The following is a 22,061-nucleotide window of genomic DNA, read 5'->3' as shown; positions in this document are numbered from 1 at the left end:
TTTTTTTGCAAGCCGTGAGCCGACTCCCCATGGAAAAGACCTACCAACCCGAACAGATCGAAACCCGCTGGTACGAACGCTGGGAAGCCGACAACCGCTTCGTCCCAACAGGCCGTGGTAAGCCATTTTCGATCATGATTCCGCCGCCTAACGTGACCGGCAGCCTGCACATGGGCCACGCGTTCCAGGACACCATTATGGATACCCTGACGCGCTGGAAGCGGATGCAGGGCAACAACACCCTGTGGCAGGTAGGCACCGACCACGCCGGAATCGCCACGCAAATGCTGGTTGAGCGTAAAATTGCCGCGGAAGAAGGCAAAACCCGCCACGACCTGGGCCGCGATGCGTTTATCGACAAGGTATGGGAGTGGAAAGAGGAGTCCGGCGGCCACATCACCCGCCAGTTGCGCCGCATGGGCGCCAGCGTTGATTGGTCCCGCGAGCGCTTCACGATGGATGACGGCTTCTATAAAGCCGTGCAAGAAGTGTTCGTGCGCTTGCACGAAGAAAAGTTGATCTACCGTGGCAAACGCTTGGTGAACTGGGACCCTACCCTGCACACCGCCATTTCCGACCTAGAAGTGGAAAACAAAGATCAGCAGGGCAGCTTCTGGCACTTCCGCTACCCACTAGCCGATGGCGTCAAAACCACCGATGGTAAAGATTATCTGGTCGTGGCAACCACTCGCCCCGAAACCTTACTAGGCGATACGGGTGTCGCGGTTAACCCAGACGATGCTCGCTATGCCTCGTTGGTCGGCAAATTTATCGAATTGCCGCTAGTCGGCCGCCGCATTCCTATCGTTGCCGATGAACACGCCGATATGGAAAAAGGCTCCGGCTGCGTGAAGATCACCCCGGCCCACGACTTCAATGACTACGAAGTCGGCAAGCGCCAGAACCACTTGTTGATCAATGTGTTCACCAAGGATGCCACCATCCTTGAGCGCGCTGAAATCTTCGACCTAAAAGGCACTCCCCAGCCCGACGAAGACGCCAGCCTACCCGCCAAGTACGCAGGGTTGGACCGTTTTGAAGCGCGTAAGCAAATTGTTGCCGACATGGACGCCCTGGGCCTTTTGGAACAGGTAGAAGCCGTCAACAACACCCTGCCCTATGGCGACCGCTCTGGCGATGTGATCGAACCGCTGCTCACTGATCAATGGTTCGTTGCGGTAGAAACGCTAGCCAAACCCGCCATTGAAGCGGTGGAAAACGGCGATATCCAGTTCGTGCCGAAGAACTACGAAAATATGTACTTCGCCTGGATGCGCGACCTGCAAGACTGGTGTATTTCTCGCCAGCTGTGGTGGGGCCACCGCATTCCCGCTTGGTACGACGCCGAAGGCAATGTGTACGTTGCCCGCAGCGAAGAGGAAGCCCGCGAAAAGCACGGCCTTGCAGCAGACGTCACCCTGACCCAGGACGAAGACGTCCTCGACACCTGGTTCAGCTCGGGCCTATGGACGTTCGGCACGCTAGGCTGGCCGGAAAAAACCCCAGAACTGGAAACCTTTCACCCCTCCAGCGTGTTGGTGACCGGTTTTGACATCATCTTCTTCTGGGTCGCTCGGATGATCATGATGACCCTCAAGTTCACTGGCGAAGTACCGTTCAAAACCGTCTATGTGCACGGTTTGGTACGCGACGGTCAGGGTCAGAAAATGTCCAAATCTAAGGGCAATGTGCTGGATCCCATCGACCTGATTGACGGCATCAGCCTGGATGCGCTGCTGGAAAAGCGCACAGGCAATATGATGCAGCCGAAACAAGCCAAAGCCATTGCCAAAGCGACCAAGGACGAGTTTAAAGACGGCATTGAAGCCCACGGCACCGATGCCCTGCGCTTTACGTTCCTTTCCCAGGCAACCACTGGGCGCGATATCAAGTTTGATATGAACCGTCTGGATGGCTACCGCAACTTCTGCAACAAGCTGTGGAACGCTTCACGCTACGTGCTAATGAATGCCGAAGGTGAAGACTGCGGCACAGAGGGTGGCGACGTTGAGCTTTCACTGGCCGACCGCTGGATTATTTCCCAGCTGCAGAAAACCGAAGCCCAGGTCACCAAAGCGATGGACGAGTACCGCTTCGACCACGCCTCCCAAGCGTTGTATGAGTTTGTCTGGAACGAGTACTGTGACTGGTACCTGGAGCTTTCCAAGCCTGTTTTATGGGACGAAAGCGCCAGTACGGAAGCCAAACGTGGTACGCGGCGAACCCTGGTGCGCGTACTGGAAGTGATTCTGCGCCTCGCCCACCCGATGATGCCCTACATCTCAGAAGAGATCTGGCAGCGCGTTGCGCCGCTGGCAGGCACCTTCGTCGGTGATGGCGCGTCGATCATGCTCCAAGCTTGGCCGGAAGCCGACGAAAGCAAAATCGACGAACAGGCCACTCGCGATATCGAATGGCTAAAAGGCGTGATTATCGCGGTGCGTAACATCCGCGCTGAGATGAACATCGCCCCTGGCAAACCGCTGGACGTACTGCTCACCAAAGGCAAGCCGGAAGATGCCCAGCGTCTGGAAAGCAATCGCCACTTCCTCGCCAAGCTGGCCAAGTTGGAAAGCGCCACCTGGCTATCCAACCCAGACGACGCACCGCTCTGCGCAACACAGCTAGTGGGCGATATGGAAGTGCTGGTACCGATGGCGGATCTAATCGACAAAGACGCCGAACTCAAACGCCTGGCCAAAGAAATTGACAAGCAGGATAAGTTGATCGGCGGTATCGAGAAGAAACTCGGCAACGAAGGCTTTATCGCCAAAGCCCCCGAAGCCGTGGTGGAAAAAGAGCGTGGCAAACTCGCTGAATTCCAAGCTGCCAAAAAGCTGCTGGAAGAGCAACAAGTGAAGATCGCGGCGATGTAAGTCAGCGCTGACGGCAGTATCTCAACGGCACCTATTGGGTGCCGTTGTCGTTCATACACCTCTCTACTGACCGCCGCGGCCCCCATCGTCATCGTTTTTTATGACGAACCGTGTAAGGTTGGTCATGATTCTGCCACTGAGTACCAACACTGAACGCTCAGCCCCCGTTTCTCACACTACGGAATGCTCTATGCCCACACTCTCTGAGGCTCGACTGCAGGCATTAGACAACACTCTGCAACAGGCGGAGATCGCTTACCAATCGCTTTCACCGATGGCGGACACTGGGCTTGCCCACGATCATGTGTGGGTGCATCGCGATGGCGATGATTGGGTCGCACGGCTGCCCAAGCAGAGCCAAATGAACTTGGCCCCGGCCGATAACTTGGCATATGAAGCTGCGTGCTACGAACGCGCCAGCGAGAGTGGCCACGTGCCCCGTTTGCATGGCATCTTACCTGTGAGCGACGCCTTACCCCGTGGCGGGCTGCTGGTCGATGCCATTGAGGGACGTTTGGCGCAGCTGCCGGACGATTTACCACGTATCGCAGAGACCCTAGCAAGCCTACATCGCTTACCGCTACCTGAGCATCCCGAACCACTACTAGCGCCTGCCGACTCATGGCAGGCCATGTATGAGGAAGTTAGCCGCCAGGCTGAGTGGCTGGAAAAAGCCGACTTGGCGCCCAATGTCATTGCCCGTGTTCGCGATGAGCTAGAGGCACTGCCCACCACGCTGCCCGATACAGAGCGCTGCTTGATCAGCTTTGATACCCACCCTGGAAATTTCCTGATCACTGCAGAAGGTAGCGCGATCCTGGTGGACTTAGAGAAGTGCCGCTACGGTCTGCCGGGGATCGATTTAGCCCACACCACGCTTTACACCTCGACCACCTGGGACGTTAACAGCCAGGCAGTGCTTACTCTGGAAGAGGTCGTCGCTTTTTATCAGCGTTGGCAAGCGCATGCGGGTAAATCACCCAGCGCGGAAACCCTGGTTGCCTGCCGACGTGCCACTTGGCTGTGGTCATTAACATGGTGCGCCAAGTGGCATGCCCAGCATTTGCAAAGTAAAGATGCCGAGCACCGTGGCCAGGACTGGTCAGCAGAACTCACCGATGCTGACGTCATTGCCCATGTCCGCGACCGGGTCGAGCACTATTTGTCACTGCCGATAATTGAGCACGTTCATAATGAACTTCTCTACCTAAAAGCATCTCTATAACCAACTGATTTTACAAGGTGTACGATGAAACCACGCACCATTCTAACAACCGCTGTCGCCACTGCCATGTTGTCACTGGCGCTGCCCGCCATAGCGGCTCCAGATCCCAATGATTGGGATGCCGTACTGCAAGCCGCCGAGGGTCAAACCGTTTACTGGAACGCCTGGGGCGGTGACAGTCGCACCAACCGCTATATCGCTTGGGTGTCCGAGCAAATGCAGTCCACGTATGGCGTCGATGTAGAGCACGTAAAGTTAGATGACACAGGTAGCGCCGTTGCTCGTGTACTGGGTGAAAAGCAGGCTGGTAACATGGATGATGGCCGTATCGACCTGATCTGGATTAATGGCGAAAACTTCGCTGCCATGCGCGAACAAGACCTCTTATTTGGCCCCTTTGCCGAATCTCTGCCTAACTTCGCCTTGACTCACCCAGACGAAAACCCAGAAGTGGTTACCGACTTTACGTTGCCTACTGAAGGCTATGAGTCTCCATGGGGAAAAGCACAAATCACTTTCTACTACGACAGCGCTCAAACTGAAACGCCGCCGCAAAGTATTGCGGATTTACTGGAGTGGGCCAAAGACAATCCTGGCCAATTCAGCTATCCACGTATTCCCGATTTCACCGGTAGCACCTTTTTAAAACAGGCGTTAATTGAATTATCTAATCAAGATGACGCCCTTTATGCGCCAGTGGTTGAAGCGGAGTTTGCGGAGATCACTGCGCCATTGTGGGATTATCTGGATGAGTTACACCCATACCTATGGCGCAGCGGCCGCAGTTTCCCGGAATCAGGCCCCAACCTTCGCACCTTAATGAGCGATGGTGAACTCAGTTTAGCCTTCTCCTTCTACCCGACAGATGCCGCCGTCGCGGTGATGGAGTATGAACTCCCAGAGAGTGTGCGCAGCTACGTGCTGGAAGGCGGCACCCTAGGAAACGTTCACTTTGTCGCTATTCCCTATAATTCTCCCCATAAAGCAGGCGCGATGGCACTAGCCAACTTCCTACTCTCACCTGAAGCCCAAGCCCAAAAGCAGTCGCTTAGTATGTGGGGCGATCGCACCGTATTGGCAGTCAGTCGGTTAGATGAAAACGACAAGGCACTCTTCGAACAAGGCGAAAGCCATCCATCTGCGCTGCCCGCCGATGCACTTTCCAATACCCTGGCCGAACCTCACCCCAGTTGGATGACGGCGCTACAGGATGCGTGGCTTAAGCGTTATGGCGTTAATTAATTGATCCTGCGGCTAGCCCCTATACTGCTTATTGCACTTTTGGTTATTCCAGTAAGTGTGGGGCTTGGTATGGTGTTGTTGCCTGCCTTTGGCTATTTACCGGTACTCGGAGAGAACACGTTTCATCTGGAAGCATGGCAAGCCCTATGGGCGCACGCGGGCCTCCACCGTTCCGTACTGCTGAGCTATTTTAGCGGTCTGATCACCACCTTGGTGGCACTGTTTATCGTGGTGCTGTTCCTGGCGGCTAGTCAAGGCACCTGGATTGACCGTGCCATTCGGCGAATGGTCTCCCCCCTACTGGCCATTCCCCACGCAGCCGTGGCCTTTGGCTTAGCCTTTCTGATTGCGCCCTCTGGGTTGCTGGTGCGCTGGGCCTCCCCTGGGCTCACTGGTTGGGAGCGCCCACCTGATCTGCTGATCGTCAACGACCCGTTAGGGCTTGCGCTAATGGCGGGCCTGATACTCAAAGAAGTGCCCTTTTTGCTATTGATGAGTTTAGCTGCGCTACCTCAGTTGCGTCCTGAACAGCGTGTCACTCTTGCGCGTTCGCTGGGCTACGCGCCCGGCATTGCTTGGCTGAAATGCGTTTTCCCAGCGCTTTACCCTCTCATTCGCTTGCCAGTTTATGCCGTTATTGCCTACGCCACGTCGGTGGTGGATATGGCGTTGATTCTTGGCCCTACCTTGCCACCAACGTTGAGCGTTTCGGTGCTCACCTGGTTTAATGATCCCGATTTAAGCCGCCGCTTTATGGCATCTGCCGGTGCCGTGCTACAGCTCGGCGTTACCCTGGCGGCACTGCTTACCTGGTGGCTTGGCGAACAAGGGGTCAAGTGCCTCTGTCAGCGTTGGTTGGCCAACGGCTCGCGGACATCAGGGTCAACGGCAATTGCCTTTAGTGGCCGTGCGCTGCTGCTAGCTGTCACGCTGCTAGCGATCAGTGCGCTGGCCGGGTTGGCCCTGTTTTCGGTGGCGGGCTTTTGGCGTTTTCCGGATGCGCTGCCGGGCACGTTCACACTGGATCATTGGCGGCGCATTCTGCCCGGCGTGGCAACACCGCTGATGAATACGCTGAGTGTGGGGCTGGCCGCGACACTTATCGCCGCGGTACTGGTCGTGGCAACATTGGAGCATGCAGCGCGCCACCACTTGCCTGCACTGCGTGCTCAATGGCTGCTTTACTTACCGCTCATTGTGCCTCAAGTAGCCTTTCTGTTTGGCTTAGTGGTCGCCGCTGAAAGCATTGCCATCCGCCCTCAGCACGCCTTGGTAGTGGCCGTTCATTTGTTGTTTGTGGTGCCGTATCTCTATTTATCGCTGTCAGAGTCCTACCGGCGGCTGGACCCACGCTGGGTTCAGGTGGCACTGTCGCTGGGTGTTCCACCCTGGCGAACTTTCTGGCAAGTGCGTCTGCCACTGTTATTGGCCCCGCTACTCACCGCCTGCGCAGTCAGCTTAGCCGTCAGTATTGGCCAGTATTTGCCAACACTGCTGCTGGGTGGTGGTCGCGTCCCCACCATCACTACCGAAGCCGTTGCCATGGCATCTGGCGGCAATCGCAGGCTAGTGGCGGTATTAGCGCTGTTGCAGGCGCTACTGCCGTTTATTGGCTTTAGTCTGGCACTCATGATTCCCCGCCTTGTATGGGCAAAACGCCGCCAAATGCGAGGAGTTGCATGACCCCAAACCTTCAATCGTTGCACATCAAACAGATGACGATCACGCTGGCAGGCGAAACGCTGCTGGCAATGCACCATGACATTGCGCCTGGCGAAGTATTAACCGTGATGGGCCCTTCCGGCTCGGGAAAGTCAACGCTACTGGCCTATCTAGCGGGCTTTTTGTCGCCTGCCTTTCAGGCTCAAGGTGAACTCTATCTGGGTGATAAACGTCTAGATACGCTGCCCGCCGAACAGCGTGGCATTGGCCTGCTGTTTCAGGATCCGATGCTATTTCCCCATTTAAGCGTGGCTGGAAATGTGCGCTTTGGCCTGCCACACCGTGCCAATAACAAACGCCAGCAGGTTGCCCAAGCGTTGAATCAAGTGGGGCTGGCGGGCTTTGAAAACCGCGACCCGGCGACTCTTTCCGGCGGCCAGCAAGCTAGGGTGGCGTTGATGCGCCTGCTGCTTTCACAGCCCCGTGCCGTGCTGCTGGATGAGCCGTTTTCCAAACTGGACACCGCACTGCGCCAGGAGATGCGTACGCTAGTGTTCGGCCAGCTTCAGGAAGCAGGCCTGCCCACCCTGCTGGTCACCCACGATGAAGCCGATGCCAATGCCGCAGGAGGATCGATCATTGCCCTTGGCTAGCCCAGATGCTGAATTGCCTAAGCTTAGCGTTGTGATCCCCATGCTGAATGAGGCCGCAGGGATTGAGACGGCGCTAGCTGCACTGCAGCCACTGCGGGAGAGTGGCGTGGAAATCATTGTAGTCGATGGGGGTAGTACCGATGAAAGCGTGGCGCTAGCCACCCCGCTAGCGGATACACTACTGACGAGTGCCCCTGGTCGGGCACAGCAGATGAACCTGGGCGCAGAACGCGCTCGCTCAGCGGCGCTGCTATTTTTACATGCTGACACCCGGCTTCCTGAAGGGGCCTGCAAGCTGATCTCCCAATCGCTGAGCACAAATTGCTGGGGGCGGTTTGACATTCACCTTGAGGGAAAAAGCCGCTGGCTGCCGCTCGTTAGCATTCTTATGAACCTACGCTCACGGCTAAGCGGTATCGCCACTGGCGATCAGGGCATGTTCTTACGCCGAGCGTCTTTTGAATCGGTCGGCGGCTTTCCCGAACAACCGTTAATGGAAGATATTGAGTTAAGCAAGCGGCTGAAGGCACTTTCTCCCCCCGCCTGCCTACGCACCAAAGTGATAAGCTCAGGCAGGCGCTGGGATCAGTTCGGCGCCTGGAAAACTATTTGCCTGATGTGGCGGCTGCGTTATCGCTACTGGCGCGGTGTCAGCGCCACCCAACTGGCCAAGGAGTATCGCAATGCCCGTTAAGTCACCGGTGCTGCCCCATTTACATCTACTGGCCAAAGCGCCACTGCCTGGGCAGGCGAAAACGCGCTTAATTCCTTGCCTAGGGCCAGAAGGTGCGGCGCAAGCCCATGCCACCATGGTTCGCCACTGCGTTGCCACCGCCTGCCAAGCACTGGGATCGCAACACGTCACACTATGGACTTCCTTAGAGCATCAGCATCCTTTGTTTGTGGAGCTGCAGTCTCACTACGGCATTTCGCTCGCCGCTCAACTTCAGGGCGATGTGGGAATGCGCGTACGTCATGCACTGAATAGCACTCAAGGTCCGTCGATGGTGATGGGCACTGATTGCCCTAGTATCACCGTTGCCATGCTTAGGCAGTGCAGTTCAGCGCTTAAAGACGTGCCAGTGGTGATTTTACCTGCCGAAGACGGCGGCTATGGGTTGATCGGCACTCATGACGATCATCCTAGCCTCTTTAAGAACATTCCTTGGGGAACCGAGCAAGTGCTCCAAGTCACTCGACAGCGGCTTGAAGCGCTGTCCTTGGAAGCCATCTTTCCCGACACCATGTGGGATATTGACCGCCCAGAAGACTGGCAGCGCTGGCAACAAACACTGAAGCACGCAAACAGCCTGTAAGGATTCCGCTCTTTACGTCACTGTTACTGAACGAATGTTCTGTTTCTACCACCACCTTGCCCCAACGGAGCCTGCCATGAACCGTCAGCGCCTGCTGATTATCACCCTGCTGCTACTGGCCGTGCTTGGCTTTTACGTGAGCGGTGCCCATACGTTCTTCACCTTGGAAACCCTGCAAACCTATCGCAGCGATTTCCAGGCTGCATTCCAGCAATCCCCTTGGCAGGTTGCGGGCATTTTCTTTGCTGTATATGTGGTTATGACGACACTATCGCTACCCGGCGCGACACTCCTCACACTGCTAGGTGGCGCACTGTTTGGCCTCGGTTGGGGGCTGTTAATTATCTCCTTTGCCAGCACCATCGGCGCAACGCTAGCCTTTTTACTTTCTCGATTCCTGTTTCGACAGCCGATTGAAAAGCGTTTTCCTCGCCAGTTCGATACGGTGAATCGTGGCGTTGATAAAGACGGAGCTTTTTATCTTTTCACCCTTCGCTTAGTACCGATATTCCCTTTCTTTATGATCAATCTGGTGATGGGCCTAACGCGGCTTAAAACAGTCACCTTCTATTGGGTAAGCCAGCTAGGCATGCTGCCCGGCACCGTGGTTTACGTGAATGCGGGCGGCCAATTGGGTGAACTTGAAAGCCTGGGCGGGATTATTTCTCCTGGGCTTTTGGCCTCGTTTGCGCTGCTGGCCGTATTCCCTTGGATAGCTCGCCGTATTGCGCTACAGGTGCAAAAACGCAATGCCTATCGTGGTTTTAAGCGTCCATCCCGCTTTGATTACGACATTGTGGTCATCGGCGGCGGTTCGGCGGGTCTGGTCACTAGCTACATCGGCAGCGCCGTAAAAGCTAAAGTAGCGTTGGTAGAAAAGCACAAAATGGGCGGCGACTGCCTGAATACCGGTTGTGTACCTTCAAAGGCGCTAATTCGCGCCGCCCGTGCTGCTCACGACGTGCGTACAGCACACCGCTTTGGCGTTAACGCTGGCGAGCCGGAGATTGATTTTGCCAAGGTGATGAAGCACGTACACCAAGCCATTACTGATATTGAACCCCACGATAGTGTCGAGCGTTACACTAAACTGGGCGCTGAGGTGTATCAGGAGCACGCCACTCTGACGTCTCCTTGGGAAGTTAAGGTCGGTGATAAAACCCTGACCGCCCGCCATATTGTGCTAGCCACTGGCGCACGCCCCCGCGTGCCATCGCTTCCAGGTATCGAGCATGCACCACTGCTCACCTCAGAAAACCTGTGGTCACTCACGGAACTGCCTAAACGCTTAGTCGTACTCGGCGGCGGAGCAATTGGCTGCGAGCTCAGCCAGAGTTTTGCCCGCCTGGGCAGTCAGGTCACGTTGGTGGAGGGTATTCCGCAGTTGCTAGGCCGAGAAGACCAAGACGTAGGCGAACACGTGGAGCGCACGCTCACCCAGGAAGGCGTTAACGTAATGACCGGCGCCAACGCCTTGGAAGTAAGCCAAGATGGCTCCGGCCATCAACTGGTGGTAGAGCACAATGGCCAGCGTACCACCATCGAATTTGATTATTTGCTCGTCAGCGTTGGCCGCCAAGCCAATGTTGAAGGGCTGGGTTTGGAAGCGCTGGGAATCACCACCACCAACACTGGCACACTGGAACTCAACGAGCGTCTGCAGACTCGGCTGCCTAACATTTGGGCCTGCGGCGACCTAGCAGGCCCCTACCAACTCACGCATGCCGCTGCCCATCAGGCGTGGCACGCAGCCGTCAATGCTCTGTTTGGTGAGTTAAAAAGCTTCGCTGTAGATTATCGTTTTATGCCTGCTGTCACCTATATCCAACCGGAAGTAGCGCGGGTCGGGCTCAACGAAAAAGAGGCCGTCGCTAAGGGCGTGGCGTTTGAAGTCACCCGCTATGCCATGAGTGAAAGCGACCGCGCCATTGCCGAAGGCGCGACCGAAGGATTTATCAAGGTGCTTACCGTGCCCGGTAAAGACAAAATCCTTGGCGCTACCATCGTGGCTGAAAACGCCGGAGAATGGCTAGGAGAATTCACCATCGCCATGAAGCATGGCCTGGGGCTTAACAAGCTACTGGGCACTATCCACCCCTATCCCACCCTTGGTGAAGCTGCCAAAGCCACCGCTGGCGTGTGGAAAAATGCCCACAAACCCGAGCGTATTCTCACCTTGTTGGAGCGGTATTTCCGCTGGCGGCGTGGTGCGGCAAAATGACGCCCTCCATGAAAGATCTCGTGCTGATTGGCGCGGGCCATGCCCATGCCTTCGTGCTGGAAGCCTTTGCTCAGCATCCAGATCCGTCAATCGCTATCACCGTGGTTAGCGACAGTGCCCTGTCAGCCTATTCTGGCAGCGTGCCAGCGTGGCTGGCAGGGGAATGCTCGCTACGCGAAACACAGATTGATGTAGCGGCGCTATCGAAAAGGGCAGGCTCTCGTTTAATCACCTCGCCCGCAGTGGCTATCGATCCCACCAAGCGTCGGGTAACACTAGCTAACGGCGAGGTGATCCATTTTGATGTGGCTTCTTTTAACGTGGGCTCTACGCTGCAGTTGCCCGAAAAGCATGGCGAACAGCCCCCCTACTTGTTGGCGATGCGACCGCTTAGTTCACTGCACTACCGCTGGCAAGTGCTAAGAGAGAAAGTCGACCAGTTCCCGCCTGGTTCTACACAGCAGCTAGTGAGCGTAGGCGGCGGCGCAGCAGGCTGCGAAACCTTAATGAGTGTGCTGGCGCAGCTTCGTCAACAGCGGCCCGACATTACTTGGCAGGGCACGCTAGTCAGCGCATCAACAACACTGCTATCCGACGCAGGTCGGCTACCTCGCTGGTTAACCCAACGTGCCCTGCGCCGGGCAGGCATTACGGTGCTGCCCAGTGTCCGCGGCCAGGCGCTAATAGCAGGTGGCGTCCAAACCTCTAAAGGCGAATTGATTGACGCGGATATCGTACTGTGGGCTACCGGCGCCATAGGCCAGCCTTGGCTGCAAGACACCGCTCTGCCGCTGAATCAGCGGGGATTCATCCAGGTGAATAAGACACTTGAGGTAGTGGGCCAGCCGGGGCTTTTTGCCGCGGGTGACTGTGCAGCGTTCAATCAACCACGGCACTCTTCTCCACCGTCCTCTTCTCCACTACCCAAGGCCGGAGTTTACGCCGTGCGCCAGGGGCCAGTGCTGGCGGAGAACCTGCGCGCCGCCTGTCACAATGAATCGCTGGTCAACTGGAAGCCACCAAAACGTGTCCTGGCCCTAATTGGTACTGGCGACAGCCATGCGATTGCCAGCAGAGGCGCCATCGGTTTCTCAGGCCGCTGGGTATGGGAATGGAAAAAGCGGATTGATGCGCGCTTTATTGCCCGCTTCAACCCGCCTTTTAAGCACTAGATAACTGCGATCAGATGCTAACTGAAGGCTTAGTTAGCTTCACGCCAGCCGCCTAGTACGCGGCTATCTGGTCCAAAAAACACCAGTCGATCATGATCGATGAGGTAGCGGTAGGCCGTATCGAGCATATCGGTTACCCGCTTGGCGTCTTCCATATTGGGGCAAGCCATGCGTGTCGAGGCGAGCTGGCTAAACTCGATACGTTGATTTTCACCCAACTCCACACTGCCGGTAAATCGGTTACAACCATCCGAACCGCTCACGCTGCCGTCGCGTCCAATTTGAAAGAATGGCGTATTGGGTAACGATACCCGCTCATCGGTACCTACGAGCAGTAAATTCCAACGCTGATCGACTATCGGGCCTGACAGCGACACGTTTTCCGGCGCTGCCGTGCTCTCTTGCTCTGGTGTGCTGCTACACGCACTGATTAATAGCGCGGTAGCCACACCGGCTAGCATTGCTCCAAATTTGACCGTCACTGTCTCATGCTCCTTATTGACAAATTACCAGCTTCCGCTGTTTTCCATTGACGCCCATGGCTCCTGAGAGGGCAACGCATCGCCTTTTTGCAGTAGCTCGACAGAAATACCGTCGGGCGACTTCACGAACGCCATATGCCCATCCCGCGGTGGGCGGTTAATGGTAACGCCGTTATCTTGAAGCTTTTTGCATAGCGCGTAAATATCGTCAACGCGATAGGCCAAATGCCCGAAGTTGCGCCCGCCGGTGAGCTCTTCTGGATCCCAGTTATAGGTTAGCTCAAGCTCTGGTGCCGCTAAGCGTTCTGAGCGCGCTTCATCTTCCGGCGCGGCGAGAAAGACCAGCGTAAAACGGCCCTTTTCATTTTCTTTGCGACGCACTTCTTTCAACCCTAAAAGATCGCAGTAAAAATTCAACGATGCATCTAAGTCGCTTACCCTTACCATAGTGTGCAAAAACTGCATGTCACTCTCCCTCCATCATTACTGGGTATATTCGCTAAAGATAGCAGGGGTGCTGTCGTTGCGGGTCCAGCTGAGAACAGCGTAATCATCAACTCGGCCGGTTTCCATGCCCGGAGAACCATGCGGCATACCTGGCACAGTCAACCCGATAACGTTTGGCTGTTCTTCTAGCAGTCGCTTAATATCTGCGGCGGGTACATGGCCTTCTATCACGTAACCATCAACGATGGCTGTGTGGCAAGATGCTAGTTCTGAAGGAACGTTATTAGCTACTTTGACTGACCGAAGGTCGCCGTCACGGTGATGGTTTACAGCAAACCCGGCTTCTTCAAGATGGCTTACCCATGCACTACAGCAGCCACAGTTAGGATCGCTGTGCACATCAATCGTAGGCGCTGCCAGAGCGCTTAGCGAATAGGCAGCAAGAAGACTGCCCACCAGACCTTTAACTAGACGATTTCGTGACATTTAAAAACCCTCTTCACCGACATGTACAATAATACCTAGCTTACTTGGAATACGGGGCCACCCCAAGGAGACCTACGTGGATTCAGTCACACAAGCAGCCCTTGGGGCCGCCATAGGTGGTGCAATATTAGGTAAACGACTGGGTCGCAAAGCCATATTGATGGGTGCGCTGCTCGGCACGCTGCCCGATCTAGACGTGATGCTTGATTATGGCGATGCAGTGGCTAATGTGACTGAGCACCGCGGTTTTAGTCACTCCCTATTTGTGCTGACTGGCTTAGCCACGATATTGGCGCTGCTGTGCCAGCGTTTCATACCTGCTCGTGATATCAGCCTGGGGAGATGGTGGTGTTTTTTCGTTCTCTGTCTGACAACCCACCCGGTACTTGATTCATTTACTACTTACGGCACTCAGCTGTTCTGGCCATTGGATATGCCACCCATAGCGTGGCCTATCGTGTTTATTATCGATCCTTTTTACACTCTACCACTGCTGGTTGCGTTAACCATCGCCATTGCCGCCAAAAAAGTGCGCAGAGCTTGTACAGTTGGCTTAGCGATCTCCAGTATATATTTGCTGCTGGCGGCAGGCGCGAAATGGAGCGTTGAACAACGCTTAACCCCAGCACTAGCGGACGCTGGTTTACAGGCAGCGCCGATATTAATTCAACCGACGCCGTTTAATATTGCACTGTGGCGCGCGACGGTTATTGATGGAGATCGCTATTTTGAGAGTTTGATCAGCGTATTTGATAATCAGGACGCACCAGCGCTTGAACCTATAAAGCGCAACGTCGCACTTGAGGAGAGCGTGCTAGCCAGCCCACATGGCCAACGGTTGACATGGTTTACTGGCCCCTTTCTACGCTATGACACGCTGTTGATCGATGGTCAGGAAACGCTAATCGCCACCGATATTCGCCTTGGCTTTCCAGGCTTTCATCCGTTCAGTTTTACCCTGGCAACGTGGAGAGATGGTTCTTGGCACCCTGCCGACATAAGCGAGCAACTAGAAACCTCCCAAGAGCCCAGACTGGAAATACTTTCAAGGCTCGCTGCCAGGGCTATCGGTGATAACACCGCACTGTGTGCCAGCGACTTTATTGAAGCACAATGGCGTGCCGAGCCTTTCCTTTACCGTTGCTGACACACCAATGGATTCAAAAGACCGTGCCAACTAGGGAGCGATGCCCTGACCACAGCCTTTGTACTGTTCCCCGCCGATGGTCAATGTGACTCGAGCGGGATACGGCTGGCCTTTCATGTCATCAAAACAGGCTCCCGACTCAATGCGTACGCGGAAAAACTCCTCTGCGTTGGCATTTTCAATCACCACTCTGCCCGCCTCATTGTCCATGACGCTTACCATATAGGGCATCGTTTGCGTCTCGCTGCCGTAGTTCGTTGTCCAGGTCATCACCGGCGCGTCATGAGCAAGCTCAATCGACCAGCCCGGCTCATTGCCACGCCCTAGAAACATCACGCCAGGATGATCCGCGCGGGTTGCTGCGACTCGACGCTGTCCCTGTTGGCATTGCAACTGACCACGCGGTGTTTCAACCTGCGCTTGATCGCCACGATTCCAGAAGCTGATCTCACCATCTTGATAGCGCGCACCGCTTGCCACAATCGCTTCCGGTAAACGCCAGGCACCATGTAGTGACCAAAGGCGCAGGTTATCGTCGTTCACCGCGGTGACCAAGTTCTGGTTTGCGGGCTGGCACTCCCAAGCGTCAAAATGGGCCGCGCTGCCTGGAAATAGCGTAGCAGGCAGTAGCGGTGCACTGCTGTGTACGGTTGTTTTGGACACTCCAGCAGCAGAATTAGCAGGCGTTGTCCCAGTATTTGCACAGCCTGCCAATGCCACCGTGGCCGTTAGCGCAATCAAACCGGTTAACCGATTAGATGAGTAAATCATGCATTCTGCTCCCTGTTGTCATCACTGTTGTTACCGTTACCGCTATCATTACCGCTATCGATGTTATGCCTTTTATCATCATAGGCACCGTCAATGGCGTCTAGTTAACGTTCGGCGTCGCTCTGCTAGCGACGCTTAAATGCTTTCAGGTCCTGCGGGTCAAAACTGTCAACCTGGGCTGGCAGCCCCAGCTCTTCACGCTTTAACTTTATCTGCATTTTTTCAGCTAGGCGTTCAGAATCATCATCGGTAGTACGACCGTTAAGTTCCGCGAGCTGCGTCATGCCTTGATGGTAAAACGTCACAATATCCAACGCTATACGATTATCTTCCTCCACGCCGCGGCGCAGTGGTTGCAGGTAGCCACTAATCTGAGAAAGGTGGTTTTTGAGCTGCCATACGTAGCGCATTTCAGCCATCCATGGGCGATCTTTGAGCACCGCAAACAATACGCTGGTGGCCAACAAACCAAGGAAGACCCCCAGCCCATTGAGCCATAAGGTGCTGCCAAAAGCGGAAGTTAAAAGCATTGAGAACAGTAACCCGAAGACAATTAATTGCCCTGCCATGGCAATACTGATCATTCGTGCCTTGCGCTGGTAACTACTGGGATTATGCTGCTCAAGGGTGAAAACCATGGCCAACCTCATCATAAAAAGTAGTCTCTTATGATACGGGGCTGGCCAGGGCAAACAAGAGATTATCCAACTGCTGGAAGATGACTGGGTTAACTCATTCGCTCAGCAGCGGTTTTTAGCAATCGTTCCGTGGTTTCCCAACTCACGCAGGCATCAGTCACCGATACGCCGTAGCGCATCGCGTTAGGCGACAGCGCTTGCTTACCTTCGAACAGGTGGCTTTCGAGCATTAGCGCCACCAAGTTTGCATCGCCTGCCTTGCGCTGTGCCAACACGTCGAGCAGCACTTCGCTTTGGCGTCGGTGATCTTTGCGCGCATTGGCGTGACTGCAGTCCACCATTAAGCGAGGGTTCTGCCCAGCCTCTCGTAGGGTATTCACCGCTGCTCGCACATGATGCGCCTGATAGTTTGGCTCGCCATGACCACCTCGTAACACCACATGCGTATTGGGGTTACCAGCCGTTTCCTGCATGATCGGGCGCCCTTCATTATCCATGGCGAAACGCTGGTGGGAATGAGCCGCTGCCTGCATAGCATCAATGGCAACCTGAACGTCGCCGCTCGTCGCATTTTTGAACCCCACTGCTGCCGCAAGATCACTTGCCAGCTCTCGGTGTAACTGCGACTCAGTGGTACGAGCACCAATGGCGACCCAGCTCAGCAGATCATCTAAGTAGGGGGCTAGCATTGGCTGTAAAAGCTCTGTGGCCACCGGTAAGCCACGCGAGGCAACCGCGTGCATAAGCTCACGAGAGAGGGTGATGCCTTTTGACATATCACCACTGCCATCTAGCCCAGGGTCGTATGCCAAACCTTTCCAACCAACGGTGGTACGCGGCTTTTCTACGTAAACACGCATTACCGGTAATAGTTGCTCGCTAACTTCTTCGCTTAGCGCAGCCAACCGATCGGCATACTCTAACGCTGCCTCTGGATCGTGGACGGAACAGGGGCCGACAACCACTAATAAGCGCTTATCTAGACCATTCAGGATGCGCTGAACCGCTTGGCGCTGATGGGCAATTTGCTCACCTAGTTGGCTATTGATAGCGACACTGCGGCGTAGCTCTGCCGGCAAAGGCAATGGCTGCGATGAGCTTGAGGGGCCATTCGTTAATGACGCTAGGTTTGACAAGGTTGTGCAAGCAGGGCTGACATGGGCATTCATAACTTAACTCTCCGGAAGCGTGTGACATCGTGATAACAACAACTTGCCACCCTGGCTTGCACGGTCGGAGGTGGCAGCTTGCACCGACCGCGCGTCGCTAAATCGCCAGCCATAGCCATAACCGATATAGTTGGCAATATTGGCGAGCAGATTAGCGAGAGAGTTTGCGCGGTACATCATGATGCAGCTCCTTGATGAAATGTCTGTGAAACCTGACTAGTTAAGCTAAATAAACAGTTAAAACAAAAGAAGCCTCGGTTGGGCTACCAACCGAGGCTTCTTTGCATGCGGCAGGCAACCTAGTCGGTGTGCCTGATGGCGCGACGCTACTGGTCGGCCAGGGGCACACCGTGGCTAAACCAATAGGCAGCATAAAAGAATGCAGCAACGCACGCCCAAGCACTCGCCGCCGATACCGGCCTTGCTTGTGTGTGGCAAATGCATTGTGCTGTGTGCATGGCTACATCCTAATTTAGGATTCTAATTCACGTTGCTCATCGAAAACGATGACATCTGAGTGTTTAATCCTGCCTGCATAGAAACAAAATGGCAACCATCAGCCGCCAAATGCTTGTATCCAACCAATCGTTGCGGGCAGTGCACTCATGCTGACCAGAACCACAACGCCGAGCACAATAGAAAGTAAACCTGATTCATCTTTGAAGTTGTCGTCATGGTGGGCCATGAAAGCCTCCTTTTTTATCGGTATCGGTTATCGGCACATGCCGTGCGTCAGTTATCGGCCGATCATTTTAGTGAGGGCGAGGAGCGTAGGCAAATACATCCGAGAACATTCTCTCACTACTGATGTTTTTTCGCTCGAACACATCAACACAGGCGTAAACCATCCCCGGCGAGCCTGATAGGAAGATATCACAATCGCTGGGCGTCAACTGAGCCCTTGCAAGTTCGCTCTCAAGGGCACTTTCCAGCACTAGGTCAACGCGTCCTTGATGGTGTGATATGCGTTCACCAACCGCCAGCGGCTCGGTAAGCGGAAACTCTGTTACGGCTTGAAAAGCAACATTGGCATACTCTTGTGCCCATTCGCAGGCCAAGTCTTCGGCATACAGATCGCGGTGCTCGCGGTTTGCCCACCATAGCGAAATAGGCCTAGCGGGCTGCTGCCGTAACGCTGCTTCTACAATGGCTTTCATCTGTGCAAAACCGGTGCCTGCCGCGATCAGCAGTAGCGGGCGCTCGCTTTCGGCGTCCAGCACACAGTCACCACTGGGTAATCGTACGGTCAACTGGTTGGCCACCTGCAACAACTCTCTCAGACGAGCTGAGTTGTCCCGTTCAGGCCAGTGTTGAATATGCAATTCGATAATGCCATCGCCACGTTCAGCGCTGGCAATTGAAAACGGCACCCAGGTGTTATCGTCTAGTTTCAGCTCTAAATACTGACCAGGCGCATGCTGCATGGCTTCTGGCCGCCCTTCCAGAGTCACCCCAAAGACGTCGGGATTTAAATCCTCAACGGCGGTTACCTGGCAGGTTAACGTCTTGCAAGTTGACGTGCTTGCGCTCATGAAAGCCTCTTTATGAAGAATCGTCCGACCTGCGCCACTGGGTTAGCCGTGGCGAGGTGTGGGTAACGGGATATCAATGCCCAGCTCGTCCCAACGCTCGTCAACGCGGGTCTTTATCGAATCGTCCATCACGATGGGTATCCCCCACTCTCGATCCGTTTCTCCTGGCCATTTATTGGTGGCGTCGAGCCCCATTTTAGACCCCAACCCGGACACCGGAGACGCAAAGTCGAGGTAATCAATGGGAGTATTTTCCACCATCACGGTATCCCGTGCTGGGTCCATACGCGTGGTAATTGCCCACATCACGTCTTCCCAGTTACGCGCGTCGACGTCGTCATCCAGTACAATGACAAACTTGGTGTACATAAACTGACGCAGAAAGCTCCAAACCCCCATCATGACGCGCTTGGCGTGACCTGGGTACTGCTTCTTCATGGTCACGACGGCCATCCGATAGGAGCACCCTTCCGGCGGCAGGTAGAAGTCAACAATCTCCGGGAACTGCTTACACAGGATCGGGACAAATACCTCGTTAAGCGCGACGCCTAGAATAGCTGGCTCATCGGGGGGGCGGCCGGTATACGTGGAGTGGTATATCGCGTCCCGCCGCATCGTCATCCGCGTGACGGTAAAAACGGGGAAGTGATCGACTTCGTTGTAATAACCGGTGTGATCGCCAAATGGCCCTTCCGCTGCCATATCGTCGGGATAAATAAACCCTTCAAGCATGATTTCTGCAGATGCAGGCACTTCCAGATCAGCATGGCCGCACCTAACAAGCTCTGTGCGTGAACCGCGAAGAAGCCCAGCGAATGCATACTCGGAGAGAGAGTCGGGTACCGGTGTGACGGCGCCTAAAATCGTTGCAGGGTCTGCCCCCAGCGCCACCGCCACAGGAAATGGCTCACCGGGATGCGCTTTTTGAAACTCAAGGAAATCCAGCGCACCGCCTCGATGGGAGAGCCAACGCATAATCAGGCGGTTTTTAGCAATTTTCTGTTGGCGGTAAATACCGAGGTTTTGACGCTTTTTATGCGGGCCTTTGGTAATCACTAATGGCCAAGTCACTAGCGGCGCCGCATCGCCAGGCCAGCAGTGCTGGATCGGCAAACGATCTAAGTCAACCTCATCGCCTTCAAACGATAGCTCTTGTACCGGGGCCCGCTTAACGATTTTTGGCCCCATACTTAGCACTTGCTTGAAAATCGGCAGCTTGTCCCAGGCGTCTTTTAGCCCTTTGGGCGGATCGGGCTCTTTTAGAAACGCCAGTAGTTTACCCACTTCGCGCAGCGCCTCTACCGAATCCTGCCCCATGCCCAGCGCAACCCGTTTAGGCGTACCAAAAAGGTTGCCCAGCAGCGGCATGTCATGACCCTTCACATTCTCGAACAACAGCGCGGGGCCGCCAGCACGCAATGTTCGGTCGCAAATTTCGGTAATTTCCAGATAAGGATCAACTTCGGCTTTAATTCGCTTAAGTTCACCCTGCGCTTCAAGTGCCGCAATAAAATCGCGCAAGTCGTGGTACTTCAAGGCACTCTCCTCAAGGCACTTCTCCGGCTGTCAGACGTTTATCGCTAGTGCTTGGCCGTAATGCAGCGCCTAGCGGCGCTTCATTGCTTCAAAGAACTCCAGATTCGTCTTGGTATCCTTCAGACGATCAATCAGGAACTCTGTAGCAGCCGTGTCTTCCATCGGGTTGAGCAGCTTGCGAAGAATCCACATGCGCTGCATTTCATCTTCAGACGCCAATAGGTCTTCACGCCGAGTACCGCTGCGACGGATATTGATCGCGGGGAACACGCGTTTCTCAGCCAGCTTGCGGTCAAGGTGCGCTTCCATGTTGCCGGTGCCCTTGAACTCTTCGAAAATAACTTCGTCCATTTTCGAACCAGTATCGACCAGCGCAGTGGCAATAATCGTCAGGCTACCGCCCTCTTCGATATTACGCGCGGCACCGAAGAAACGTTTTGGCTTCTCAAGAGCGTGAGCGTCCACACCACCGGTTAGCACTTTGCCGGAGCTGGGCACTACGGTGTTGTAGGCACGTGCTAGACGAGTGATGGAGTCAAGCAGAATCACCACGTCCTTCTTGTGCTCTACTAGACGCTTGGCTTTTTCGATAACCATTTCTGCAACCTGCACGTGGCGGGCGGGTGGTTCATCGAAGGTAGAGGCAACCACTTCGCCACGCACGGTGCGTGACATTTCGGTCACTTCCTCAGGACGCTCATCGATCAGCAATACAATCAGATGGCACTCAGGATTGTTGCGCGTAATGGACGTCGCGATGTTCTGTAGCATCAGTGTCTTACCCGCTTTAGGCGGTGACACCAACAGACCGCGCTGACCTTTACCAATCGGCGCAGTCAGGTCAATGATGCGCGCGGTAAGATCTTCGGTAGAGCCATTACCAATCTCCATGCGCAGCCGGTCGTCTGGGAACAGCGGCGTTAAGTTCTCAAAGAGAATCTTATGCTTGGCATTTTCCGGACGATCAAAGTTGATCTGGCTAACTTTGAGCAGGGCAAAGTAGCGCTCACCTTCTTTAGGCGGGCGGATTTTGCCGGAAATGGAGTCGCCTTTACGCAGATTGAAACGACGGATCTGAGACGGCGATACGTAGATATCATCCGGTCCAGCGAGGTACGAGCTGTCAGCGCTACGCAGGAAGCCGAAGCCATCCTGAAGGATTTCCAGCACACCATCGCCATAAATATCCTCTCCACTTTTAGCATGCTTTTTGAGGATGGCGAAAATGATGTCCTGCTTGCGCGAACGGGCTAAGTTGTCGATACCCATCTCGCGGGCGATATCGAGCAGCTCGGGAACGGTTTTTTGCTTGAGTTCAGTGAGATTCATCGGTGTGTTAGAAAGTTGCTCATGAAAGCTGGGCGACAAGCGCCGGGAATAAGACAGGAGGCGTGGCCTAAATAGTAGGGCTAAGCGCCGAGTGATGCGTTCAGAACCCCATCTAGGCACACACTCAGATACTGAAAGCTGGGCAGTCTTGAAGCAA

At 54.9% G+C, this 22,061-nt stretch carries 21 protein-coding genes; 10 read left to right on the top strand and 11 right to left on the bottom strand.

All coding sequences use genetic code 11. The features are described 5' to 3' along the window. Positions 1-29: 29 nt before the first annotated feature. From J4377_RS02945 to J4377_RS02905, 9 genes are all read left to right on the top strand, one after another. Positions 30-2,876 carry a valine--tRNA ligase gene (locus tag J4377_RS02945; protein ID WP_253486646.1) on the top strand — a complete coding sequence of 949 codons (2,847 nt, stop codon included), beginning with the start codon at positions 30-32 and terminating at the stop codon, positions 2,874-2,876. Positions 2,877-3,066: 190 nt separating this feature from the next. Next, the gene (locus J4377_RS02940; RefSeq protein ID WP_253486640.1) at positions 3,067-4,101 is read left to right on the top strand and encodes a phosphotransferase family protein; all 1,035 of its coding nucleotides are present in this window, start codon (positions 3,067-3,069) and stop codon (positions 4,099-4,101) included. A 24-nt stretch (positions 4,102-4,125) separates the two neighbouring features. Next, positions 4,126-5,343, top strand: a complete 1,218-nt coding sequence (locus tag J4377_RS02935) for an ABC transporter substrate-binding protein (RefSeq protein ID WP_253486632.1) — start codon at positions 4,126-4,128, stop codon at positions 5,341-5,343. Beyond that, a complete protein-coding gene (locus J4377_RS02930; protein ID WP_253486630.1) occupies positions 5,344-7,026 on the top strand; it encodes an ABC transporter permease in 1,683 nt (560 codons plus the stop codon). Further along, positions 7,023-7,658 (top strand): ATP-binding cassette domain-containing protein, encoded by a 636-nt coding sequence (locus tag J4377_RS02925; protein WP_253486620.1) that lies wholly within the window; start codon positions 7,023-7,025, stop codon positions 7,656-7,658. The genes J4377_RS02930 and J4377_RS02925 overlap by 4 nt, the downstream gene beginning before the upstream one ends. Continuing rightward, positions 7,624-8,352 (top strand): TIGR04283 family arsenosugar biosynthesis glycosyltransferase, encoded by a 729-nt coding sequence (locus J4377_RS02920; RefSeq protein ID WP_253488100.1) that lies wholly within the window; start codon positions 7,624-7,626, stop codon positions 8,350-8,352. Before J4377_RS02925 ends, J4377_RS02920 begins: the two co-directional genes overlap by 35 nt. Further along, on the top strand, positions 8,342-8,974 hold the full coding sequence (locus J4377_RS02915; protein WP_095602759.1) for a TIGR04282 family arsenosugar biosynthesis glycosyltransferase: 633 nt from the start codon (positions 8,342-8,344) through the stop codon (positions 8,972-8,974). The genes J4377_RS02920 and J4377_RS02915 overlap by 11 nt, the downstream gene beginning before the upstream one ends. Positions 8,975-9,050: 76 nt before the next feature. Next, positions 9,051-11,195 carry an FAD-dependent oxidoreductase gene (locus tag J4377_RS02910; protein WP_253486613.1) on the top strand — a complete coding sequence of 715 codons (2,145 nt, stop codon included), beginning with the start codon at positions 9,051-9,053 and terminating at the stop codon, positions 11,193-11,195. Then, entirely contained in the window at positions 11,192-12,367 is a 1,176-nt protein-coding gene (locus J4377_RS02905) for an FAD-dependent oxidoreductase (protein WP_253486611.1), read from the top strand. The genes J4377_RS02910 and J4377_RS02905 overlap by 4 nt, the downstream gene beginning before the upstream one ends. 29 nt (positions 12,368-12,396) lie before the next feature. Here J4377_RS02905 and J4377_RS02900 read toward each other — a convergent pair whose 3' ends face one another. The 3 genes from J4377_RS02900 to J4377_RS02890 are packed head-to-tail and all read right to left on the bottom strand — an operon-like array spanning position 12,397 to position 13,782. Continuing rightward, complete coding sequence (locus J4377_RS02900; protein WP_176472070.1) at positions 12,397-12,828, bottom strand: META domain-containing protein; 432 nt, start codon at positions 12,826-12,828, stop codon at positions 12,397-12,399. Positions 12,829-12,873: 45 nt separating this feature from the next. Beyond that, positions 12,874-13,314 carry a lactoylglutathione lyase gene (gloA, locus tag J4377_RS02895; RefSeq protein WP_231658258.1) on the bottom strand — a complete coding sequence of 147 codons (441 nt, stop codon included), beginning with the start codon at positions 13,312-13,314 and terminating at the stop codon, positions 12,874-12,876. 18 nt (positions 13,315-13,332) lie between these two features. Then, a complete protein-coding gene (locus tag J4377_RS02890; protein WP_253486609.1) occupies positions 13,333-13,782 on the bottom strand; it encodes a DUF411 domain-containing protein in 450 nt (149 codons plus the stop codon). 76 nt (positions 13,783-13,858) lie between these two features. Between J4377_RS02890 and J4377_RS02885 the strand changes: the two genes are divergently transcribed. Beyond that, positions 13,859-14,929: a metal-dependent hydrolase gene (locus tag J4377_RS02885; protein WP_253486607.1), complete on the top strand. Its 1,071-nt coding sequence runs from the start codon at positions 13,859-13,861 to the stop codon at positions 14,927-14,929. Positions 14,930-14,959: 30 nt separating this feature from the next. Here the strand turns inward: J4377_RS02885 and J4377_RS02880 are convergent, their stop codons facing one another. From J4377_RS02880 to rho, 8 genes are all read right to left on the bottom strand, one after another. After that, positions 14,960-15,700 (bottom strand): MliC family protein, encoded by a 741-nt coding sequence (locus tag J4377_RS02880; RefSeq protein WP_253486598.1) that lies wholly within the window; start codon positions 15,698-15,700, stop codon positions 14,960-14,962. Positions 15,701-15,825: 125 nt separating this feature from the next. Further along, on the bottom strand, positions 15,826-16,338 hold the full coding sequence (locus tag J4377_RS02875) for a DUF3087 family protein (RefSeq protein WP_253486590.1): 513 nt from the start codon (positions 16,336-16,338) through the stop codon (positions 15,826-15,828). A gap of 89 nt (positions 16,339-16,427) precedes the next feature. Then, on the bottom strand, positions 16,428-17,507 hold the full coding sequence (locus tag J4377_RS02870; RefSeq protein ID WP_253486588.1) for a 3-deoxy-7-phosphoheptulonate synthase: 1,080 nt from the start codon (positions 17,505-17,507) through the stop codon (positions 16,428-16,430). A 3-nt stretch (positions 17,508-17,510) separates the two neighbouring features. Then, complete coding sequence (locus J4377_RS02865) at positions 17,511-17,687, bottom strand: hypothetical protein (RefSeq protein WP_167457095.1); 177 nt, start codon at positions 17,685-17,687, stop codon at positions 17,511-17,513. Between the two features lie 376 nt (positions 17,688-18,063). Next, entirely contained in the window at positions 18,064-18,192 is a 129-nt protein-coding gene (locus J4377_RS18825; protein WP_264177150.1) for a hypothetical protein, read from the bottom strand. 67 nt (positions 18,193-18,259) lie between these two features. Beyond that, on the bottom strand, positions 18,260-19,039 hold the full coding sequence (locus J4377_RS02860; protein ID WP_231658262.1) for an NAD(P)H-flavin reductase: 780 nt from the start codon (positions 19,037-19,039) through the stop codon (positions 18,260-18,262). A gap of 42 nt (positions 19,040-19,081) precedes the next feature. After that, positions 19,082-20,575, bottom strand: coding sequence for a 4-hydroxy-3-polyprenylbenzoate decarboxylase (gene ubiD, locus J4377_RS02855; protein ID WP_253486580.1), 1,494 nt, complete (start codon positions 20,573-20,575; stop codon positions 19,082-19,084). 69 nt (positions 20,576-20,644) lie between these two features. After that, the gene (rho, locus tag J4377_RS02850) at positions 20,645-21,904 is read right to left on the bottom strand and encodes a transcription termination factor Rho (protein WP_038481222.1); all 1,260 of its coding nucleotides are present in this window, start codon (positions 21,902-21,904) and stop codon (positions 20,645-20,647) included. Positions 21,905-22,061 lie beyond the last annotated feature (157 nt).

The sequence above is a fragment of the Halomonas sp. XH26 genome (assembly GCF_024138895.1).
Classification (GTDB): Bacteria; Pseudomonadota; Gammaproteobacteria; order Pseudomonadales; family Halomonadaceae; genus Vreelandella; species Vreelandella alkaliphila.
This window is presented reverse-complemented; position numbering and strand designations above follow the sequence as displayed.

Bases quoted from the DNA above. Each gene is read 5' to 3' on its own strand.
- J4377_RS02890 (WP_253486609.1), bottom strand. From the start codon at position 13,782: ATGTCACGAAATCGTCTAGTTAAAGGTCTGGTGGGCAGTCTTCTTGCT.
- J4377_RS02920 (WP_253488100.1), top strand. From the start codon at position 7,624: ATGCCGCAGGAGGATCGATCATTGCCCTTGGCTAGCCCAGATGCTGAA.
- J4377_RS02945 (WP_253486646.1), top strand. From the start codon at position 30: ATGGAAAAGACCTACCAACCCGAACAGATCGAAACCCGCTGGTACGAA.
- rho (WP_038481222.1), bottom strand. From the start codon at position 21,904: ATGAATCTCACTGAACTCAAGCAAAAAACCGTTCCCGAGCTGCTCGAT.
- J4377_RS18825 (WP_264177150.1), bottom strand. From the start codon at position 18,192: ATGGCCCACCATGACGACAACTTCAAAGATGAATCAGGTTTACTTTCT.
- J4377_RS02870 (WP_253486588.1), bottom strand. From the start codon at position 17,507: ATGAATGCCCATGTCAGCCCTGCTTGCACAACCTTGTCAAACCTAGCG.
- J4377_RS02880 (WP_253486598.1), bottom strand. From the start codon at position 15,700: ATGATTTACTCATCTAATCGGTTAACCGGTTTGATTGCGCTAACGGCC.
- J4377_RS02915 (WP_095602759.1), top strand. From the start codon at position 8,342: ATGCCCGTTAAGTCACCGGTGCTGCCCCATTTACATCTACTGGCCAAA.
- gloA (WP_231658258.1), bottom strand. From the start codon at position 13,314: ATGCAGTTTTTGCACACTATGGTAAGGGTAAGCGACTTAGATGCATCG.
- J4377_RS02925 (WP_253486620.1), top strand. From the start codon at position 7,023: ATGACCCCAAACCTTCAATCGTTGCACATCAAACAGATGACGATCACG.
- J4377_RS02905 (WP_253486611.1), top strand. From the start codon at position 11,192: ATGACGCCCTCCATGAAAGATCTCGTGCTGATTGGCGCGGGCCATGCC.
- J4377_RS02940 (WP_253486640.1), top strand. From the start codon at position 3,067: ATGCCCACACTCTCTGAGGCTCGACTGCAGGCATTAGACAACACTCTG.
- J4377_RS02935 (WP_253486632.1), top strand. From the start codon at position 4,126: ATGAAACCACGCACCATTCTAACAACCGCTGTCGCCACTGCCATGTTG.
- J4377_RS02860 (WP_231658262.1), bottom strand. From the start codon at position 19,039: ATGAGCGCAAGCACGTCAACTTGCAAGACGTTAACCTGCCAGGTAACC.
- J4377_RS02865 (WP_167457095.1), bottom strand. From the start codon at position 17,687: ATGATGTACCGCGCAAACTCTCTCGCTAATCTGCTCGCCAATATTGCC.
- J4377_RS02910 (WP_253486613.1), top strand. From the start codon at position 9,051: ATGAACCGTCAGCGCCTGCTGATTATCACCCTGCTGCTACTGGCCGTG.
- J4377_RS02875 (WP_253486590.1), bottom strand. From the start codon at position 16,338: ATGGTTTTCACCCTTGAGCAGCATAATCCCAGTAGTTACCAGCGCAAG.
- J4377_RS02900 (WP_176472070.1), bottom strand. From the start codon at position 12,828: ATGCTAGCCGGTGTGGCTACCGCGCTATTAATCAGTGCGTGTAGCAGC.